Raw genomic sequence first — 15910 nt, forward strand, 5'->3', positions numbered from 1 at the left:
GATGTTGGGAAAATTAACACTTGATGCGGTTCCGTACCACGAACCGATCATCATGGTCACCGTAGCCGCAATTATCGTCGGGGGCCTGGCAGTGCTGGCGCTGCTGACCTATTTCGGCAAATGGAAGTGGCTGTGGAGCGAATGGCTGACTTCGGTCGACCATAAAAAAATTGGTATCATGTATATCGTCGTGGCGATGGTCATGCTGCTGCGCGGCTTCGCCGACGCCATCATGATGCGTAGCCAGCAGGCGTTGGCGTCCGCCGGCGAAGCCGGATTCCTGCCGCCGCACCACTACGACCAGATCTTCACCGCGCACGGCGTCATCATGATCTTCTTCATGGCGATGCCTTTCGTGGTCGGCCTGATGAACGTCGTGGTGCCGCTGCAAATCGGCGCGCGCGACGTCGCCTTCCCGTTCCTGAACTCCCTGAGCTTCTGGTTCTTCGTGGTGGGCGTTGTGCTGATCAACATCTCCCTGGGGGTCGGTGAATTCGCTCAGACCGGTTGGCTGGCGTATCCGCCGCTGTCGGGTAAAGAGTACAGTCCTGGCGTCGGGGTCGATTACTGGATCTGGAGTCTGCAGATTTCCGGTCTGGGTACCCTGCTGACCGGCGTGAACTTCTTCGCCACCATTCTGAAGATGCGTGCCCCTGGCATGCCTATGATGAAGATGCCGGTGTTCACCTGGGCGGCGCTGTGTACCAACGTCCTGATCATCGTTTCTTTCCCAATTCTGACCGTCACCATCGCGCTGCTGACCCTGGATCGCTATCTGGGCACCCATTTCTTCACCAATGATATGGGCGGCAACATGATGATGTACATCAACCTGATTTGGGCCTGGGGTCACCCAGAGGTGTACATTCTGGTTCTGCCGGTGTTCGGCGTGTTCTCCGAAGTCACCGCGACCTTCTCCAGAAAACGTCTGTTCGGCTATACCTCACTGGTATGGGCAACTATCGCGATCACCGTTCTGTCGTTCATCGTCTGGCTGCACCACTTCTTCACCATGGGGTCCGGCGCGAACGTTAACGCCTTCTTCGGTATCGCCACCATGATCATTTCCATCCCGACCGGGGTGAAAATCTTCAACTGGCTGTTCACCATGTATCAGGGCCGCATCAAGCTCAACTCCGCAATGCTGTGGACCGTTGGCTTCATCATCACCTTCTCCGTGGGTGGTATGACCGGCGTTCTGCTGGCTGTGCCGGGCGCGAACTTCGTGCTGCACAACAGCCTGTTCCTGATCGCGCACTTCCACAACGTCATCATCGGCGGCGTGGTGTTCGGTTGCTTCGCGGGCCTGACCTACTGGTTCCCGAAATCCTTCGGCTTCACGCTGAACGAAAAATGGGGCATCCGCGCGTTCTGGTTCTGGATCATCGGCTTCTTCACCGCCTTCATGCCGCTGTACGCATTGGGCTTTATGGGCATGACCCGTCGTATCAGCCAGAACATTAACCCTGAGTTCCACCCTCTGCTGCTGGTTGCAGCCGGCGGTGCGGCGCTGATCGCCTGCGGCATCTTGTGCCAGCTGACCCAGATCTTCGTCAGTATCCGTGACCGCGAACAGAACCGCGATCTGACCGGTGACCCATGGGGCGCTCGTACTCTGGAGTGGTCAACGTCTTCTCCACCGCCGTTCTATAACTTTGCCGTAGTGCCGCAGATTCATGACCGTGATGAGTTCTGGGACATGAAAGAAAAAGGCGAAGCCTATAAGAAACCGGCTAAGTACGAACCGATTCATATGCCTAAGAACACCGGCGCCGGCGTTATCATCGCCTTCTTCAGCCTGGTATTCGGTTTCGCAATGATTTGGGAAATCTGGTGGATGGCTCTGGCCGGTTTCATCGGTATGATCGTCGTCTGGATCGGCAAGAGCTTCGATCACGATGTTGACTACTATGTGCAGGTTGATGAAATCGAGCGCATTGAGAACCAACACTACGAACAAATCCGTAAAGCAGGCGTGAACCATGTCAACTGAAACTCTGACCAATCATAACGCAGCCCATGCAGAGCATGGGCACCACGATGCGGGTGAGACCAAGGTCTTCGGATTCTGGATCTACCTGATGAGCGACTGTATTTTGTTTGCGAGCTTGTTCGCGACTTATGCAGTCCTGGTGAACGGGACCGCCGGCGGTCCCTCTGGCAAAGACATCTTCGACCTGAAGTTTGTCTTGGTCGAAACTTTCCTGCTGTTATTCAGCTCCATCACCTACGGCATGGCGATGATCGCCATGAACAAGGGTAAAGTTGGCGGTGTAAACACCTGGCTGTTCCTGACCTTCCTGTTCGGTCTGGGCTTCGTGGCGATGGAAATCTATGAATTCCATCACCTGATCGCCGAAGGCTTCGGTCCGGATCGCAGCGCGTTCCTGTCCAGCTTCTTCGCGCTGGTCGGCACCCACGGTCTGCACGTGACTTCCGGCCTGATTTGGATCATCGTGCTGATGATTCAGGTGAGCAAGTTCGGCCTGACCGCGACCAACAAAACCCGCCTGATGTGCCTGAGCCTGTTCTGGCACTTCCTGGACGTGGTCTGGATCTGCGTATTTACCGTTGTCTACCTGCTGGGGGTTATGTAATGAGCCATTCATCCCATGAAACCTCTCACGGCGGCGCAAGCCACGGCAGCGTGAAGTCATACCTGATCGGCTTTATCCTGTCGATCATCCTGACGGTAATTCCATTTGCGATGGTAATGAACGGCACTGCCTCTCATTCCACCATCCTGGCGGTTGTTGTCGGTATGGCGGTTATCCAGGTGATTGTTCACCTGGTTTACTTCCTGCACATGAACACCTCATCGGAAGAGCGCTGGAACCTGGTGGCATTGCTGTTCACCGCTATGATCATCGGTATCGTTGTTGTAGGTTCACTCTGGATTATGTACAACCTCAACATCAATATGATGGTCGATTAAGAGCTGAGCTGCACGTGATGATTAAGCAATACCTGCAAGTCACTAAACCAGGAATTATTTTCGGCAATTTAATTTCTGTCGTTGGGGGATTCCTGCTCGCTTCCAAAGGGAGCATCGACTATCCCCTGTTTCTCGCCACCCTGGTGGGTGTCTCGTTGGTGGTCGCGTCGGGCTGTGTGTTTAACAACTACATCGACCGCGACATCGACAAGAAGATGGAGAGAACGAAGAATCGGGTGCTGGTAAAAGGCCTGATCGCGCCGAGTGTCACCCTGGTTTATGCGACCGCGTTGGGTATTGTGGGCTTCGCGTTGCTGTATATCGCGGCCAACCCGCTGGCCATGTGGCTGGCGGTGATGGGCTTCGTGGTTTATGTCGGCGTTTACAGCCTGTACATGAAGCGCCACTCGGTCTACGGCACGCTGATCGGCAGCTTGTCGGGTGCCGCGCCGCCGGTTATCGGTTACTGCGCGGTCACCAACGAGTTCGACGCCGGTGCGTTGATCCTGCTGGCTATCTTTAGCCTGTGGCAGATGCCGCATTCTTATGCGATCGCTATCTTCCGCTTTAAAGATTACCAGGCGGCCAACATTCCGGTGCTGCCGGTGGTGAAAGGCATTTCCGTCGCCAAGAACCACATCACGGTCTACATCCTGGCGTTTATGATCGCCACGCTGATGCTGACCCTGGTGGGCTACGCCGGCTACAAATACCTGATCGTCGCTGCGGCGGTGAGCGTATGGTGGCTGGGCATGGCGCTGCGCGGTTACAAAACCGAAAACGACAGCGTCTGGGCGCGTAAACTGTTCGTGTTCTCCATCGTCGCCATCACCTCGCTGAGCGTGATGATGTCGATCGACTTCAGCGCCACGGCGGCGCCTGAAGCGCTGGTGACCTACGTTTGGTAAGCCAAATCATCTGTCAATGGGCCGCGTATGCGGCCCATTTTATTTGTCACGCCGAAAAGCGGCCAAACTGTAATATCTGTTAAACAACATTCGATTTACCCCCCCTGCCCTGCACACTAAAATGACGCAGCTTTACAGAAATCATGCCATCAGGCGCTGTCTCAACGTCTGATGGCATGGTTTTTACCGAGGTTTGACGTGAACGATAATTCAATGACCCCGCAGGAGCGCCGCGCCACCTGGGGATTGGGCACCGTGTTCTCCCTGCGCATGCTCGGCATGTTTATGGTATTGCCGGTGTTGACCACCTACGGCATGGCGCTCAACGGCGCCAGCGAAGCGCTGATCGGCATCGCCATCGGCATTTACGGCCTGGCGCAGGCGGTGTTTCAGATCCCGTTCGGCCTGGTGTCCGATCGCATCGGCCGCAAGCCGCTGATCGTCGGCGGCCTGCTGATCTTTGCCCTCGGCAGCGTGATCGCCGCCGTCACTGACTCTATCTGGGGCGTGATCCTCGGCCGCGCGTTGCAAGGCTCCGGCGCCATCGCCGCCGCGGTAATGGCGCTGCTCTCCGATCTGACCCGCGAGCAGAACCGCACCAAAGCGATGGCGTTTATCGGCGTCAGCTTCGGCATCACCTTCGCCATCGCCATGGTTCTGGGCCCTATCATCACTCACGCCTTGGGCTTGCACGCGCTGTTCTGGATGATCGCCGTGCTGGCGCTGGCCGGCATCGTCATCACCCTGGCAGTGGTGCCTTCCGCCGACACCCATCTGCTGAACCGCGAGTCCAGCATCGTGCGCGGCAGCTTCCGCAAAGTGCTGAGCAACTCGCGCCTGTTGAAACTCAACTTCGGCATCATGTGTCTGCACATTCTGCTGATGTCGAGCTTCGTGGCGCTGCCGCTGGCGATGGAAAAAGCCGGGCTGGCGGCCAGCGAACACTGGATCGTCTACCTGGTGACCATGCTGGTGTCGTTCGCCGCCGTGGTGCCGTTCATTATCTATGCCGAGAAATATCGCCGCATGAAGCAGGTGTTTATGGGCTGCGTGGCGGTACTGTTCTGCGCCGAAGTGCTGCTGTGGCTCTCCGGCGCTCATCTATGGGGCATCATCGCCGGCGTGCAGCTGTTCTTTATGGCCTTCAACGTGATGGAAGCCATCCTGCCTTCGCTGATCAGCAAAGAATCGCCGGCCGGCTACAAGGGCACCGCGATGGGGGTGTACTCCACCAGCCAGTTTATCGGCGTGGCGATCGGCGGCAGCCTCGGCGGCTGGCTGTACGGTTTGCAGGGGGCAGGCTTGGTGTTTATCGCCGGCGCAGTATTGGCCGCCGTCTGGTTCCTGGTCAGCAGCACCATGAAAGAACCGCCGTATGTCAGCAGCCTGCGCATTACGCTGTCGGAACTGGCGGTGAAGGATTCAGCGCTGGAAAGCCGCCTGAAGGCGCAGCCCGGCGTGGCCGAGGCGATCGTGGTGCCGGAAGAGCGCAGCGCCTACGTCAAGGTGGATACCAAGCAGACCAATCGCGGTCAGTTGGAAGCGCTGGTCAATTCGCTGTAAAAAATCAGGGCCGGCAATGCCGGCCCCGTCGAGATTAATCGCGGAAGTTCTTGAACTGGAACGGCTGGCCCAGATCGCCGCCGCGCACCAGCGCCATCACGCTCTGCAAGTCGTCGCGTGACTTGCCGGTCACCCGCACTTCTTCGCCCTGGATCTGCGCCTGCACCTTCAGCTTGCTGTCTTTGATCAGCTTGACGATTTTCTTCGCCACGCTGGTTTCAATCCCCTGCTTCAGCTTGGCTTCCACGCTGTAGGTTTTACCGCTGTGGGTAAACTCTTCCGGGATCTCCAGCGCGGCGCCGTCGATGCTGCGCTTGCTCAGTTTTTCGCGCAGAATGTCGAGCAGCTGCTGCACCTGGAAATCAGACTCGGTGGCAACCTTGATGCTTTGATTCTTCTCGTTTAGCTCAAAGCTGGCCGGCACGTTGCGAAAATCCCAGCGGGTGCCGAGATCGCGGGTGGCGTTCTCAACGGCGTTACGCACTTCCTGCATATCAATTTCGGAAACGATGTCGAAAGATGGCATACTTCTTCCTCCTGAATGAGTGCCTAATAGCTTAGGCGATTTTGATGCCGAGCATGATAACCGCTTTGCCGCCTCAGACAAAATCTGCTGAACGCACGCAGGGATAGCGCTTCAGGCTGCCATAAAGCCTATAGTTAGATCACGGTAATTGAGCGGTATTCCCGTGTTTCCAAGGAGACTGAATGAAAATAACCATTCTTGGTTGCGGCGCGCTCGGACAACTGTGGCTCTCCCGGCTGTATCAGCAGGGCCACGATGTACAGGGATGGCTAAGAGTGCCGCAGCCTTTTTGCGCCGTGAACGTGATAGAGCCGGAAGGCGTCTCATTTAATCGCAATTTGCCCACCAACGATCCGGAGCACCTCGCGCAAAGCGAGCTGCTGCTGGTGACGCTGAAAGCCTGGCAGGTATCCAGCGCGGTCAGCGCGCTGTTGCCGAAGCTGAGCCCCCGCTGCGCCATCTTGCTGCTGCACAACGGCATGGGCACTCAGGAAGAACTGCCGCCGAACGGCCAGCCCATCTTGCAGGGCACCACCACCCACGCCGCGCGCCACGAAGGCAGCACCATTATCCACGTCGCCACCGGCATCACCCACATCGGCCCCACCTCACCGGCCGCCCAGCACCTCAGCCACCTGGCGGAAGTGCTGCATCAGGCGCTGCCCGACGTCGCCTGGCACAACAACATCGCCTCGGCCAACTGGCGCAAGCTGGCGGTCAACTGCGTGATCAACCCGCTGACGGCGCTGTACGGCTGCCGCAACGGCGATCTGCAGCGCTACCCGGAGCAGATCGAAGCGCTGTGTCGTGAAGTCGCCAGCGTGATGGCCATGGAGGGTTACCACACCTCCTGCGAAGGCCTGATGCAATACGTGATGGACGTGATCCACAGCACCGCCGACAACGTTTCGTCGATGCTGCAGGATATCCGCAGCCAGCGGCATACCGAGATCGACTACATCACCGGCTACCTGCTGCGCCGCGCGCGCAGCCACGGCCTCACGCTGCCGGAGAATGCGCGGCTGTTTGAATTGATTAAACGAAAGGAAAATGAATATGAGCGTATCGGCGCTGGTCTGCCTGGCACCTGGTAGCGAAGAAACCGAAGTCGTCACCACCATCGATCTGCTGGTGCGGGCGGGCGTTAAAGTCACTACCGCCAGCGTCGCCGGCGACGGCGAGCTGACTATCGTTTGTTCGCGCGGCGTCAAGCTGCTGGCCGACGCGCCGCTGGTGGCGATCGTCGATGAGCCTTTCGACGCCATCGTGCTGCCCGGCGGCCTGCAGGGGGCGGAATGCTTCCGCGACAGTCCGCTGCTGGTGGAAAAAGTGCGGCAGATGCATCTGCAGGGCCACATCGTCGCCGCCATCTGCGCGGCCCCGGCGCTGGTGTTGCAGCACCACGATCTGTTCCCGATCGGCAACATGACCGGTTTCCCAGGTTTGAAAGATCGGATACCGGCGGATAAATGGATGGAGCGCCGCGTGGTGTACGACGCGCGCGTCAACCTGCTCACCAGCCAGGGGCCGGGCACCGCGATGGAGTTTGCACTGAAGCTGATAGACCTGCTGCTCGGCAAGGCCAAAGCGGCGGAGATCGCCGCGCAGCTGGTGCTGATCCCTGGGATGTACGATTTCCGCGACTGAGCGGCTTGCCGATAAAAAAAGGGCTGAACACCGGTTCAGCCCCTCTCATTTACGCCGCTGCCCGCGTTACGGGCGATAAACCTTCACGTTGCTGAAGCCCTGCTCCAGCAGGTACAGCGCCTGCAGGCGGCTCATTACGCCGCGCTCGCAGTACAGCAGATAGGTTTTGCTCTGATCCAGATCGCCGAACTGGGTGCTCAGCTTATAGAACGGCAGCGCTTTCACTTCAACCTGTTCCAGCTGCAACGGCTTCTCTTCCTGCTCGTCGTTGGAACGGATATCCAGGATCACCTCGTCGGCGCCGAAGGCCGCGACGGTTTCCACTTCGGTCACCTGCTCCTGCGCCTGCTCGGCGATGGAGCGAATATCGACGTTCTTCGCCTCGCTCACCACCCGATCGAGAATGCTGAAATCGAAGTGGCTTTCTTCCTCTTCAATCTTGGCCTTGACGGCTTTTACCGTCGGGCTCTTCGAAATCACGCCGCAGTATTCCGGCATGGTTTTGGCGAAGTCTTCGGTGCCGATTTCACGCGCCAGTTTGATGATGTGCTCTTTATCGTGCGAGATCAGCGGACGCAGGATCAGCGTATCGGACGCATTGTCGATCAAGCGCAGGTTGGTCAGCGTCTGGCTGGACACCTGCCCCAGCGCTTCACCGGTTACCAGCGCCTGCACGCCGTAGCGTTCGGCCACTTGCGAAGCGGCGCGCACCATCATGCGCTTGAGCACCACGCCCATCTGGCCGTCGTCGACTTTCTCCAGGATCTCGCCCACCACCGGCTCGAAGTCGATAGCGACGAAGCGCACCTTGTGCGAGCTGGCGAAACGGTTCCACAGGTAGTGCGCCACCTGCTTCACGCCAATCTCATGCGCGGCGCCGCCCAGGTTAAAGAAGCAGAAGTGCACGCGGCAGCCGCGACGCATCAGCATATAGCTGGACACGCCCGAGTCGAAACCGCCGGAAATCAGCGACATCACGTCTTCCTGAGTGCCGACCGGGTAACCGCCGATGCCTTCGAGGCGGCGTTTAACCAGCATCAGCTTGTCGTCTTCGATCTCGAGGTTTACCGTGACCTGCGGGCGGGTCAGGTTAACGCGCGCGCTGTCGATATGCTGGTTCAGACCGCCGCCGACGTAGCGCTCCACGTCCTGCGAGTTGAACGCCTGCTTGCCGCGGCGCTTGACGCGCACGCAGAAGGTTTTGCCTTCCAGCTGGGCGCGGTAGGCTTCCAGCGTCTGCTCGAAGATGTGGTGGATATCGGTATAAGCGCGATCTTCCACTTCCAGAATATGGTGGATGCCGGGAATGCGCGTCAGCGCGTCGGCGATGACCGGCCGCTGGTTTTCATCTTTGGCGCGAACTTCGATATGATCCCAGTGACGGACGACCGCCAGCGTTTCATCATACTGCTTCAGGACGTTGCGAATATTGGTCGAGAGAATCTTGATAAAGCGCAAGCGCACAGATTGGCTCTTGATGGTGATTTCCGGGAACAATTTAATGATAAACTTCATGGCGGTCTTTGTTGTCAGATAAGAATTACGGCGCGGAGTATATCACCATATCGCCGTGCTCTGCGCACAAAACCACACATGAGCGCCATGATTTGCTAATCAAGATCCGCTAGGATAGGCTCTGGCGCCACGGTTCACATGATGACGTAAAAAGAAAATTATGCCGAAAAAACCAGCACAATCAGCCAGTACAGAGCAAACAGCCAGCTTTGAAAGCGCCCTCGGCGAGCTGGAAAGCATCGTGACGCGTCTGGAGTCGGGCGAACTGCCGCTGGAAGACGCGCTGAACGAATTCGAACGCGGCGTGCAGCTGGCGCGTCAAGGCCAGCAGAAACTGCAACAGGCGGAACAGCGTGTGCAGATCCTCCTTAACGACAGCGCCGACGACGCGGCGTTGGCGCCTTTCACACCGGATACCGAGTAACCGACATGTCTGAGATCGTCCCATCGGCCGCTTTTGCCGATCAACTGCAGATTTTCCGCCGGCGCGCCGATCGCGCGCTGCTGGATTTCATCGCCCCGCTGCCGTTCAACAACGGCAACATGGTGGCGGCGATGCGTCATGGCGCCTTACTGGGCGGCAAGCGCCTGCGCCCGTTCCTGGTGTACACCACCGGCCAGATGTTCGGCGTATCGCTGACCAACCTGGACGCGCCGGCGGCGGCGGTGGAATGCATTCACGCCTACTCGCTGATCCACGACGATCTGCCGGCGATGGACGACGACGATCTGCGCCGCGGCCAGCCGACCTGCCACATTAAATTCGGCGAAGCCAACGCGATCCTGGCCGGCGATGCGCTGCAAACGCTGGCGTTTTCGATCCTGGCCGATGCCGAAATGCCCGACGTGGCGCTGCGCGATCGGCTGGCGATGGTCTCCGAACTGGCGGCAGCCAGCGGCGTCGCCGGCATGTGCGGCGGCCAATCGCTGGATCTGGAGGCCGAAGGCAAGCGTGTCGATCTGCAGGCGCTGGAGCAGATCCACCGCCACAAAACCGGTGCGTTGATCCGTGCCGCGGTGCGTCTGGGCGCGCTGAGCGCCGGCGAAGCAGGACGAGCGGCGCTGCCGCAGTTGGATCGTTACGCCGCTGCGGTCGGCCTGGCGTTCCAGGTGCAGGATGACATTTTGGACGTTGTCGGCGAGACTGAGAAAATCGGCAAGCGCCAGGGAGCGGACCAACAACACGGAAAGAGTACCTACCCGGCGTTACTCGGGCTTGACAGCGCGAAAGCAAAAGCGTGGGATCTCTATCAGGAAGCATTAGCTGCATTGGACACTTTGGCAGCGCAATCTTATAACACAGCGCCATTGCGAGCGTTAGCCAGCTTCATTATTGAACGCGACAATTAACGTGTGACGTTAACTCCTCTGATATGAGTATCGAATGAGTCTTGATATAGCCAAATACCCAACCCTGGCGCTAGCGGAAAACCCCGAGGAACTCCGCTCACTGCCCAAAGAGAGCTTGCCGAAGCTGTGCGATGAGCTGCGGCAATATCTGCTGAACAGCGTCAGTCGCTCCAGCGGCCACTTTGCCTCCGGGCTGGGTACCGTCGAACTGACGGTGGCGTTGCATTTCGTCTACAACACGCCGTTCGATCATCTGGTGTGGGACGTCGGCCACCAGGCCTACCCGCACAAAATCCTGACCGGCCGCCGCGACCGGATCGCCACTATCCGGCAAAAGAACGGGTTGCACCCCTTCCCGTGGCGCGCCGAAAGCGAATACGACGTGCTGTCGGTCGGCCATTCGTCAACCTCGATCAGCGCCGGCCTCGGTATGGCGGTGGCGGCAGAGCGTGAAGGCAAAGGCCGCCGCACGGTGTGCGTGATCGGCGATGGCGCCATCACCGCCGGCATGGCGTTCGAAGCGATGAACCACGCCGGCGACATCAATCCGGACATGCTGGTGGTGCTGAACGACAACGAGATGTCGATCTCGGAAAACGTCGGCGCGCTGAACAACCATCTGGCACAGCTGCTGTCCGGCAAGCTTTACTCCACCCTGCGCGAAGGCGGCAAAAAAGTGCTGGCCGGCGTGCCGCCGATCAAGGAGCTGGTGAAACGCACCGAAGAGCACCTGAAAGGCATGGTGGTGCCGGGTACGCTGTTCGAAGAGCTGGGCTTCAACTACATCGGCCCGGTAGACGGGCACGACGTACAAGGCCTGGTCGCCACGTTGAAAAACATGCGCGATCTGAAAGGCCCGCAGCTGTTGCACATCATGACCAAGAAAGGCCGCGGTTACGCGCCGGCGGAGAAGGATCCGATCAGCTTCCACGCGGTGCCGAAGTTCGATCCCGCCAGCGGCACGCTGCCGAAAAGCGCCGGCGGTCTGCCGACCTATTCGAAAATCTTCGGCGACTGGCTGTGTGAAACCGCCGCCAAAGACAGCTCACTGATGGCGATCACGCCGGCGATGCGCGAAGGTTCCGGCATGGTGCAGTTCTCGCGCGACTATCCGCAGCAATATTTCGATGTGGCGATCGCCGAGCAGCACGCGGTCACCTTCGCCGCCGGGCTGGCGATCGGCGGCTACAAGCCGGTGGTGGCGATCTATTCCACCTTCCTGCAACGCGCCTACGATCAGCTGATCCATGACGTGGCGATCCAAAACCTGCCGGTGATGTTCGCCATCGATCGCGGCGGCATCGTAGGCGCCGACGGCCAGACCCACCAGGGGGCGTTCGATCTGTCGTTCATGCGCTGCATCCCGACCATGGTGATCATGACGCCGAGCGACGAAAATGAATGCCGCCAGATGCTGTATACCGGCTATCACTACAACGACGGCCCGAGCGCCGTGCGCTATCCGCGCGGCACCGGCACCGGCGCTGCGCTGGAGCCGCTCAGCCTGCTGCCGATCGGCACAGGCGTGGTGCGCCGCCAGGGGGAAAAGATCGCCATTCTCAACTTCGGCACCCTGCTGCCGGAGGCCGCTGCGGCGGCGGAAGCGCTCAACGCCACGCTGGTCGACATGCGCTTCGTCAAACCGCTGGACGAGCAGCTGGTGCTCGAACTGGCCGCCAGCCATGAAACGCTGGTCACGCTGGAAGAGAACGCCATCATGGGCGGCGCCGGCAGCGGCGTCAACGAACTGCTGATGGCCAAACGCCGTCCGGTGCCGGTGCTGAACCTCGGCCTGCCGGACAGCTTCGTCTCACAGGGCACCCAGGAAGAACTGCGCGCCGATCTGGGGCTGGACGCCGCCGGCATTCAGCGCCAAATCGAAACCTGGCTGGCGCAGTAATTCGCCACTCGCGCCTGATAAAACGCCTCCGCCTTCGGGGGCGTTTTCATTTCCGCCCTCCGGGATCCGCGCTACAGTTACTGTCTGAGCTGTGAATGGGAGGCAAGCATGAAGTATCTCAAACTGGGCAACACCGATCTGAACGTCTCGCGCATCTGCCTGGGTTGCATGACCTACGGCGAACCGAGCCGCGGCAATCACGCCTGGACGCTGCCGGAAGAAAGCAGCCGCCCACTGTTGAAACAGGCGCTGGAAGCCGGCATCAACTTTTTCGACACCGCCAACAGCTATTCCGACGGCAGCAGCGAAGAGATCCTCGGCCGGGCGCTGCGCGACTATGCACGCCGCGAGGAGGTGGTGATCGCCACCAAGGTTTATTTCCCGCTGAGCAACCTGGAGCGCGGTTTGTCGCGCGCCAAGATCATGCAGTCCATCGACGACAGCCTGCGCCGTCTCGGCACCGACTATGTCGATTTGCTGCAAATCCATCGCTGGGATTACGAAACGCCGCTGGAAGAGACGCTGGAAGCGCTGCACGACGTGGTGAAAGCCGGTAAGGCGCGTTACATCGGCGCCTCTTCCATGTACGCCTGGCAGTTCGCCAAGGCGCTGTATACCGCCGATCTGCACTGCTGGACGCGCTTCGTCAGCATGCAGGATCAATACAACCTGATCCAGCGCGAAGAAGAGCGTGAGATGCACCCGCTGTGCGCCGCCGAAGGCATCGCCGTACTGCCGTGGAGCCCGCTGGCGCGCGGCCGCCTGACCCGCCCCTGGGGCGAAACCACCGCCCGCCTGGTCTCGGACCAGTTCGGCAAGAGTCTGTACGATGAAACCGAAGGCATCGACGCCATTATCGCCGAGCGCGTCGCCAGCCTGGCGGAGGAACGCGGCGTGCCACGCGCGCAGATCGCGCTGGCCTGGCTGCTGAACAAGCCGGCGGTCAGCGCGCCGATCGTTGGCGCGTCACGCAGCGAGCAGTTGGACGACGCCATTGCCGCGGTCGATTTGAGTTTGTCGCCGCAAGAGGTGGCGGAGTTGGAAACGGCTTACGTGCCGCATCGGGTGACGGGATTTGAATAAGAAAAGCGGGCGCGAAGAACCGCGCCCGGCTGTCAGAACAGCCCGATCGGCCAGTGGTGCCCAATCAGGTAGATGATGCCCGCAGACAGCACGCCGGCGATGATATCGTCGACCATGATGCCCATGCCGCCATGCACGTTGCGGTCGAACCAGCGGATCGGCCACGGCTTCCACATATCCAGAATGCGGAAGATGACGAAACCGGCGGCGACCCAGCGCCAATCGTTGACCGGCAGCGCCATCAGCGTGATCCACATGCCGACGAACTCATCCCAGACGATGCTGCCGTGATCGTGCACCTTCATGTCTTTTGCCGTGCGGTGGCAAATATAGACGCCGATGCAAATGCTGAACATCACCGTCAGCGAGTAGAGCTGCCACGGCAGTTGGATCAGCAGCAGCCAGAACGGGATCGCCGCCAGCGATCCCATGGTGCCCGGCATCACCGGTGACAAACCGCTGCCGAAACCGGTGGCCAGCAGGTGCCACGGATTGCTCATCCGCAGCCGACGCTTGGCTTCATCCATGGGTGCCCGGCTCCGCGTTGAAATGATCGAACCCGGCCCAGTCCAGCACCACCGCCTCGTCGTTGCGGTAATAGCGAATGCCTTCAGACAGCGGGCCAATCTGGCCGATACAGGTGTAATCGGCCCCGAGGTGGCTCAGCGCCACGTCCAGCGCGCCGCGGTTGATCTCCGGCACGGTGAAGCACAGCTCGTAGTCTTCGCCGCCCGCCAGCGCCCAACGCAGCGCCTGTTCGGCATCGGCATGGCTGCTCAGCGCCTGCGACATCGGCAGCTCGTCCAGCACGATGCGCGCGCCGCAGTCGCTGGCCTTCAGGATGTGCTTCAGATCGGAAATCAGGCCGTCGGAAAGATCGATTGCCGAGCTGGCCAGATCGCGCAGCGCCTGCCCCTGCAGCACCCGCGGCTGCGGACGCAGATGGCGAGCGACCAGATAATCGCGCGCCGCGCTATCCGTCACCGCCAGGCGATCCTGCAGGATCGCCAAACCGGCGGCGCTGTCGCCCAGCGTGCCGGTCACATAGATCCAGTCGCCGATGCGCGCGCCGCTGCGGCTCAACGCCCGGCCGGCCGGGATCAGCCCCTGAATGGTCAAGGTCATGCTCAGCGGGCCGCGCGTGGTATCGCCGCCGATCAGCTGCATGCCGTAATAATTGAGTTGATCGAACAGGCTGTCGCTGAACGCCTTCAGCCAGGGTTCGTTCACCTCCGGCAGCGTCAGGGCCAGCGAGAGCCACGCCGGATCGGCGCCCATCGCCGCCAGATCGCTCAGATTGACCGCCAGCGCTTTATACCCGAGATCGGCCGGATCGATGTCCGGCAGGAAGTGAATGCCCGCGACCAACGTATCGGTACTGACGGCCACCAGCTGTTTTTCCGGCACTGCCAGCAGTGCGCAGTCATCTCCAATGCCCAACTGTACATCCCGGCGCACGCGCTTAAACCGGTCAAAATAGCGGGCAATGAGGTCAAATTCGCCGCATGCCATATCGATATTCCACTAGAAGAAATTAAGGCCGGGAATGCCGGCCTTAATGTTTTTACTTTTTCTTGCGAAGGGTTGGCGCCACTTTATCCAGCACCCCGTTCACAAACTTGTGGCTGTCTTCCGCGCCGAAGGTTTTCGCCAGCTCGATCGCTTCGTTGATCGCCACCTTGTAAGGGACATCCTCGCGCATTTTCAGTTCAAACAGCGCGACGCGCAGCACCGCGCGTTCCACCTGGCCCAGCTCTTCGAGCTGACGCGACAGGTAAGGCGCCATCAGTTCGTCCAGCATACCTGCATTCACTGCCGCGCCGGACAGCAACTCGCGAAAATAGGCGACGTCAACATCTTTGACATCCTGCTCCGTCAGGAACTGGTGTTCAACATCGGCAAGGTCGTTTTTAGACAACTGCCAAGAGTAAAGCGCTTGAACAGCGCACTCACGAGCGCGGCGACGAGCAGCAGGTTTCACGGAATTCCCCTTAACTAAATTCAGGCTTTAATAGCTTTGATAACATTAATCATTTCAAGTGCGGTCAACGCGGCTTCAGCGCCCTTGTTGCCCGCTTTGGTGCCGGCGCGTTCGATCGCTTGTTCGATGCTTTCGGTAGTCAGCACGCCAAAGGCAACCGGGATTTCGGCATTCATCGCAACGTTGCCGATGCCGGAGCTGGCTTCGCCCGCCACATATTCGAAGTGCGCGGTGCCCCCACGGATAACGGTGCCCAGCGCGATAACCGCGTCGTATTTGCCGGTTTTGGCCAATACGCTCGCCGTCAGCGGCAGCTCGTAAGCGCCCGGGACCCAGACAACGGTGATGTTGTCGTCAGCAACCTGACCAATGCGTTTCAGCGCGTCGATGGCGCCTTCCAGCAGGCTGTCGTTGATGAAATTGTTAAAACGTGCAATTGCGATCGCCACACGGGCATTTGGAGTAGCAACAACACCTTCGATAACTTTCATGGGCTTTCCTT

17 protein-coding genes are annotated in these 15910 nt (G+C 59.5%); 11 read left to right on the forward strand and 6 right to left on the reverse strand.

Features of this window, described 5'->3' with window-relative positions:
- Position 1 precedes the first annotated feature (1 nt).
- The 5 genes from cyoB (at position 2) to ACJ8M3_RS12980 (ending at position 5406) form a co-directional block, all read left to right on the forward strand.
- Positions 2–1993: a cytochrome o ubiquinol oxidase subunit I gene (gene cyoB, locus ACJ8M3_RS12960; protein WP_033642067.1), complete on the forward strand. Its 1992-nt coding sequence runs from the start codon at positions 2–4 to the stop codon at positions 1991–1993.
- Positions 1983–2597, forward strand: coding sequence for a cytochrome o ubiquinol oxidase subunit III (locus ACJ8M3_RS12965; RefSeq protein WP_004940367.1), 615 nt, complete (start codon positions 1983–1985; stop codon positions 2595–2597). Before cyoB ends, ACJ8M3_RS12965 begins: the two co-directional genes overlap by 11 nt.
- The gene (locus ACJ8M3_RS12970) at positions 2597–2935 is read left to right on the forward strand and encodes a cytochrome o ubiquinol oxidase subunit IV (RefSeq protein WP_004940369.1); all 339 of its coding nucleotides are present in this window, start codon (positions 2597–2599) and stop codon (positions 2933–2935) included. The genes ACJ8M3_RS12965 and ACJ8M3_RS12970 overlap by 1 nt, the downstream gene beginning before the upstream one ends.
- A gap of 17 nt (positions 2936–2952) precedes the next feature.
- Positions 2953–3843, forward strand: coding sequence for a heme o synthase (gene cyoE, locus ACJ8M3_RS12975; protein ID WP_025301761.1), 891 nt, complete (start codon positions 2953–2955; stop codon positions 3841–3843).
- Positions 3844–4041: 198 nt separating this feature from the next.
- On the forward strand, positions 4042–5406 hold the full coding sequence (locus tag ACJ8M3_RS12980) for an MFS transporter (RefSeq protein ID WP_025301760.1): 1365 nt from the start codon (positions 4042–4044) through the stop codon (positions 5404–5406).
- Between the two features lie 34 nt (positions 5407–5440).
- Here the strand turns inward: ACJ8M3_RS12980 and ACJ8M3_RS12985 are convergent, their stop codons facing one another.
- Positions 5441–5932, reverse strand: a complete 492-nt coding sequence (locus ACJ8M3_RS12985; protein ID WP_004940373.1) for a YajQ family cyclic di-GMP-binding protein — start codon at positions 5930–5932, stop codon at positions 5441–5443.
- Between the two features lie 182 nt (positions 5933–6114).
- Between ACJ8M3_RS12985 and panE the strand changes: the two genes are divergently transcribed.
- Both panE and yajL read left to right on the forward strand, forming a co-directional pair.
- The gene (panE, locus tag ACJ8M3_RS12990) at positions 6115–7026 is read left to right on the forward strand and encodes a 2-dehydropantoate 2-reductase (protein WP_033642065.1); all 912 of its coding nucleotides are present in this window, start codon (positions 6115–6117) and stop codon (positions 7024–7026) included.
- Positions 6989–7579 (forward strand): protein deglycase YajL, encoded by a 591-nt coding sequence (gene yajL, locus ACJ8M3_RS12995; RefSeq protein ID WP_442514689.1) that lies wholly within the window; start codon positions 6989–6991, stop codon positions 7577–7579. The genes panE and yajL overlap by 38 nt, the downstream gene beginning before the upstream one ends.
- A 66-nt stretch (positions 7580–7645) precedes the next feature.
- Here the strand turns inward: yajL and thiI are convergent, their stop codons facing one another.
- Positions 7646–9094: a tRNA uracil 4-sulfurtransferase ThiI gene (gene thiI, locus ACJ8M3_RS13000; protein WP_033642063.1), complete on the reverse strand. Its 1449-nt coding sequence runs from the start codon at positions 9092–9094 to the stop codon at positions 7646–7648.
- Positions 9095–9254: 160 nt separating this feature from the next.
- On the opposite strand from thiI, the gene xseB reads away from it, so the two are divergent.
- The 4 genes from xseB (at position 9255) to ACJ8M3_RS13020 (ending at position 13427) form a co-directional block, all read left to right on the forward strand.
- Positions 9255–9518 (forward strand): exodeoxyribonuclease VII small subunit, encoded by a 264-nt coding sequence (xseB, locus tag ACJ8M3_RS13005; protein WP_033642062.1) that lies wholly within the window; start codon positions 9255–9257, stop codon positions 9516–9518.
- Between the two features lie 5 nt (positions 9519–9523).
- Positions 9524–10444 carry a (2E,6E)-farnesyl diphosphate synthase gene (ispA, locus tag ACJ8M3_RS13010; protein ID WP_033642061.1) on the forward strand — a complete coding sequence of 307 codons (921 nt, stop codon included), beginning with the start codon at positions 9524–9526 and terminating at the stop codon, positions 10442–10444.
- A 34-nt stretch (positions 10445–10478) separates the two neighbouring features.
- Entirely contained in the window at positions 10479–12344 is a 1866-nt protein-coding gene (dxs, locus tag ACJ8M3_RS13015) for a 1-deoxy-D-xylulose-5-phosphate synthase (RefSeq protein ID WP_122004309.1), read from the forward strand.
- A 108-nt stretch (positions 12345–12452) separates the two neighbouring features.
- On the forward strand, positions 12453–13427 hold the full coding sequence (locus ACJ8M3_RS13020) for an aldo/keto reductase (protein WP_122004308.1): 975 nt from the start codon (positions 12453–12455) through the stop codon (positions 13425–13427).
- Between the two features lie 32 nt (positions 13428–13459).
- Here ACJ8M3_RS13020 and pgpA read toward each other — a convergent pair whose 3' ends face one another.
- From pgpA to ribH, 4 genes are read right to left on the reverse strand one after another with little or no spacing between them, the layout of a single operon-like run.
- Positions 13460–13954, reverse strand: coding sequence for a phosphatidylglycerophosphatase A (pgpA, locus tag ACJ8M3_RS13025; protein ID WP_033634010.1), 495 nt, complete (start codon positions 13952–13954; stop codon positions 13460–13462).
- Positions 13947–14939 (reverse strand): thiamine-phosphate kinase, encoded by a 993-nt coding sequence (gene thiL, locus ACJ8M3_RS13030; protein WP_033642058.1) that lies wholly within the window; start codon positions 14937–14939, stop codon positions 13947–13949. Before thiL ends, pgpA begins: the two co-directional genes overlap by 8 nt.
- 52 nt (positions 14940–14991) lie before the next feature.
- Complete coding sequence (gene nusB, locus ACJ8M3_RS13035) at positions 14992–15408, reverse strand: transcription antitermination factor NusB (protein ID WP_004940384.1); 417 nt, start codon at positions 15406–15408, stop codon at positions 14992–14994.
- Positions 15409–15428: 20 nt separating this feature from the next.
- Positions 15429–15899 (reverse strand): 6,7-dimethyl-8-ribityllumazine synthase, encoded by a 471-nt coding sequence (gene ribH / locus ACJ8M3_RS13040; protein ID WP_004940385.1) that lies wholly within the window; start codon positions 15897–15899, stop codon positions 15429–15431.
- Positions 15900–15910: the final 11 nt, after the last annotated feature.

Source organism: Serratia sp. CY55921, assembly GCF_052167655.1.
In the GTDB taxonomy this organism is placed as follows: domain Bacteria; phylum Pseudomonadota; class Gammaproteobacteria; order Enterobacterales; family Enterobacteriaceae; genus Serratia; species Serratia ureilytica.

Coding starts and splice junctions, on each gene's coding strand:
- xseB (WP_033642062.1), top strand. CDS start 9,255: ATGCCGAAAAAACCAGCACAATCAGCCAGTACAGAGCAAACAGCCAGC.
- pgpA (WP_033634010.1), bottom strand. CDS start 13,954: ATGGATGAAGCCAAGCGTCGGCTGCGGATGAGCAATCCGTGGCACCTG.
- yajL (WP_442514689.1), top strand. CDS start 6,989: ATGAGCGTATCGGCGCTGGTCTGCCTGGCACCTGGTAGCGAAGAAACC.
- cyoE (WP_025301761.1), top strand. CDS start 2,953: ATGATTAAGCAATACCTGCAAGTCACTAAACCAGGAATTATTTTCGGC.
- dxs (WP_122004309.1), top strand. CDS start 10,479: ATGAGTCTTGATATAGCCAAATACCCAACCCTGGCGCTAGCGGAAAAC.
- ACJ8M3_RS12985 (WP_004940373.1), bottom strand. CDS start 5,932: ATGCCATCTTTCGACATCGTTTCCGAAATTGATATGCAGGAAGTGCGT.
- thiI (WP_033642063.1), bottom strand. CDS start 9,094: ATGAAGTTTATCATTAAATTGTTCCCGGAAATCACCATCAAGAGCCAA.
- cyoB (WP_033642067.1), top strand. CDS start 2: ATGTTGGGAAAATTAACACTTGATGCGGTTCCGTACCACGAACCGATC.
- ispA (WP_033642061.1), top strand. CDS start 9,524: ATGTCTGAGATCGTCCCATCGGCCGCTTTTGCCGATCAACTGCAGATT.
- ACJ8M3_RS13020 (WP_122004308.1), top strand. CDS start 12,453: ATGAAGTATCTCAAACTGGGCAACACCGATCTGAACGTCTCGCGCATC.
- panE (WP_033642065.1), top strand. CDS start 6,115: ATGAAAATAACCATTCTTGGTTGCGGCGCGCTCGGACAACTGTGGCTC.
- thiL (WP_033642058.1), bottom strand. CDS start 14,939: ATGGCATGCGGCGAATTTGACCTCATTGCCCGCTATTTTGACCGGTTT.
- ACJ8M3_RS12970 (WP_004940369.1), top strand. CDS start 2,597: ATGAGCCATTCATCCCATGAAACCTCTCACGGCGGCGCAAGCCACGGC.
- ACJ8M3_RS12965 (WP_004940367.1), top strand. CDS start 1,983: ATGTCAACTGAAACTCTGACCAATCATAACGCAGCCCATGCAGAGCAT.
- ribH (WP_004940385.1), bottom strand. CDS start 15,899: ATGAAAGTTATCGAAGGTGTTGTTGCTACTCCAAATGCCCGTGTGGCG.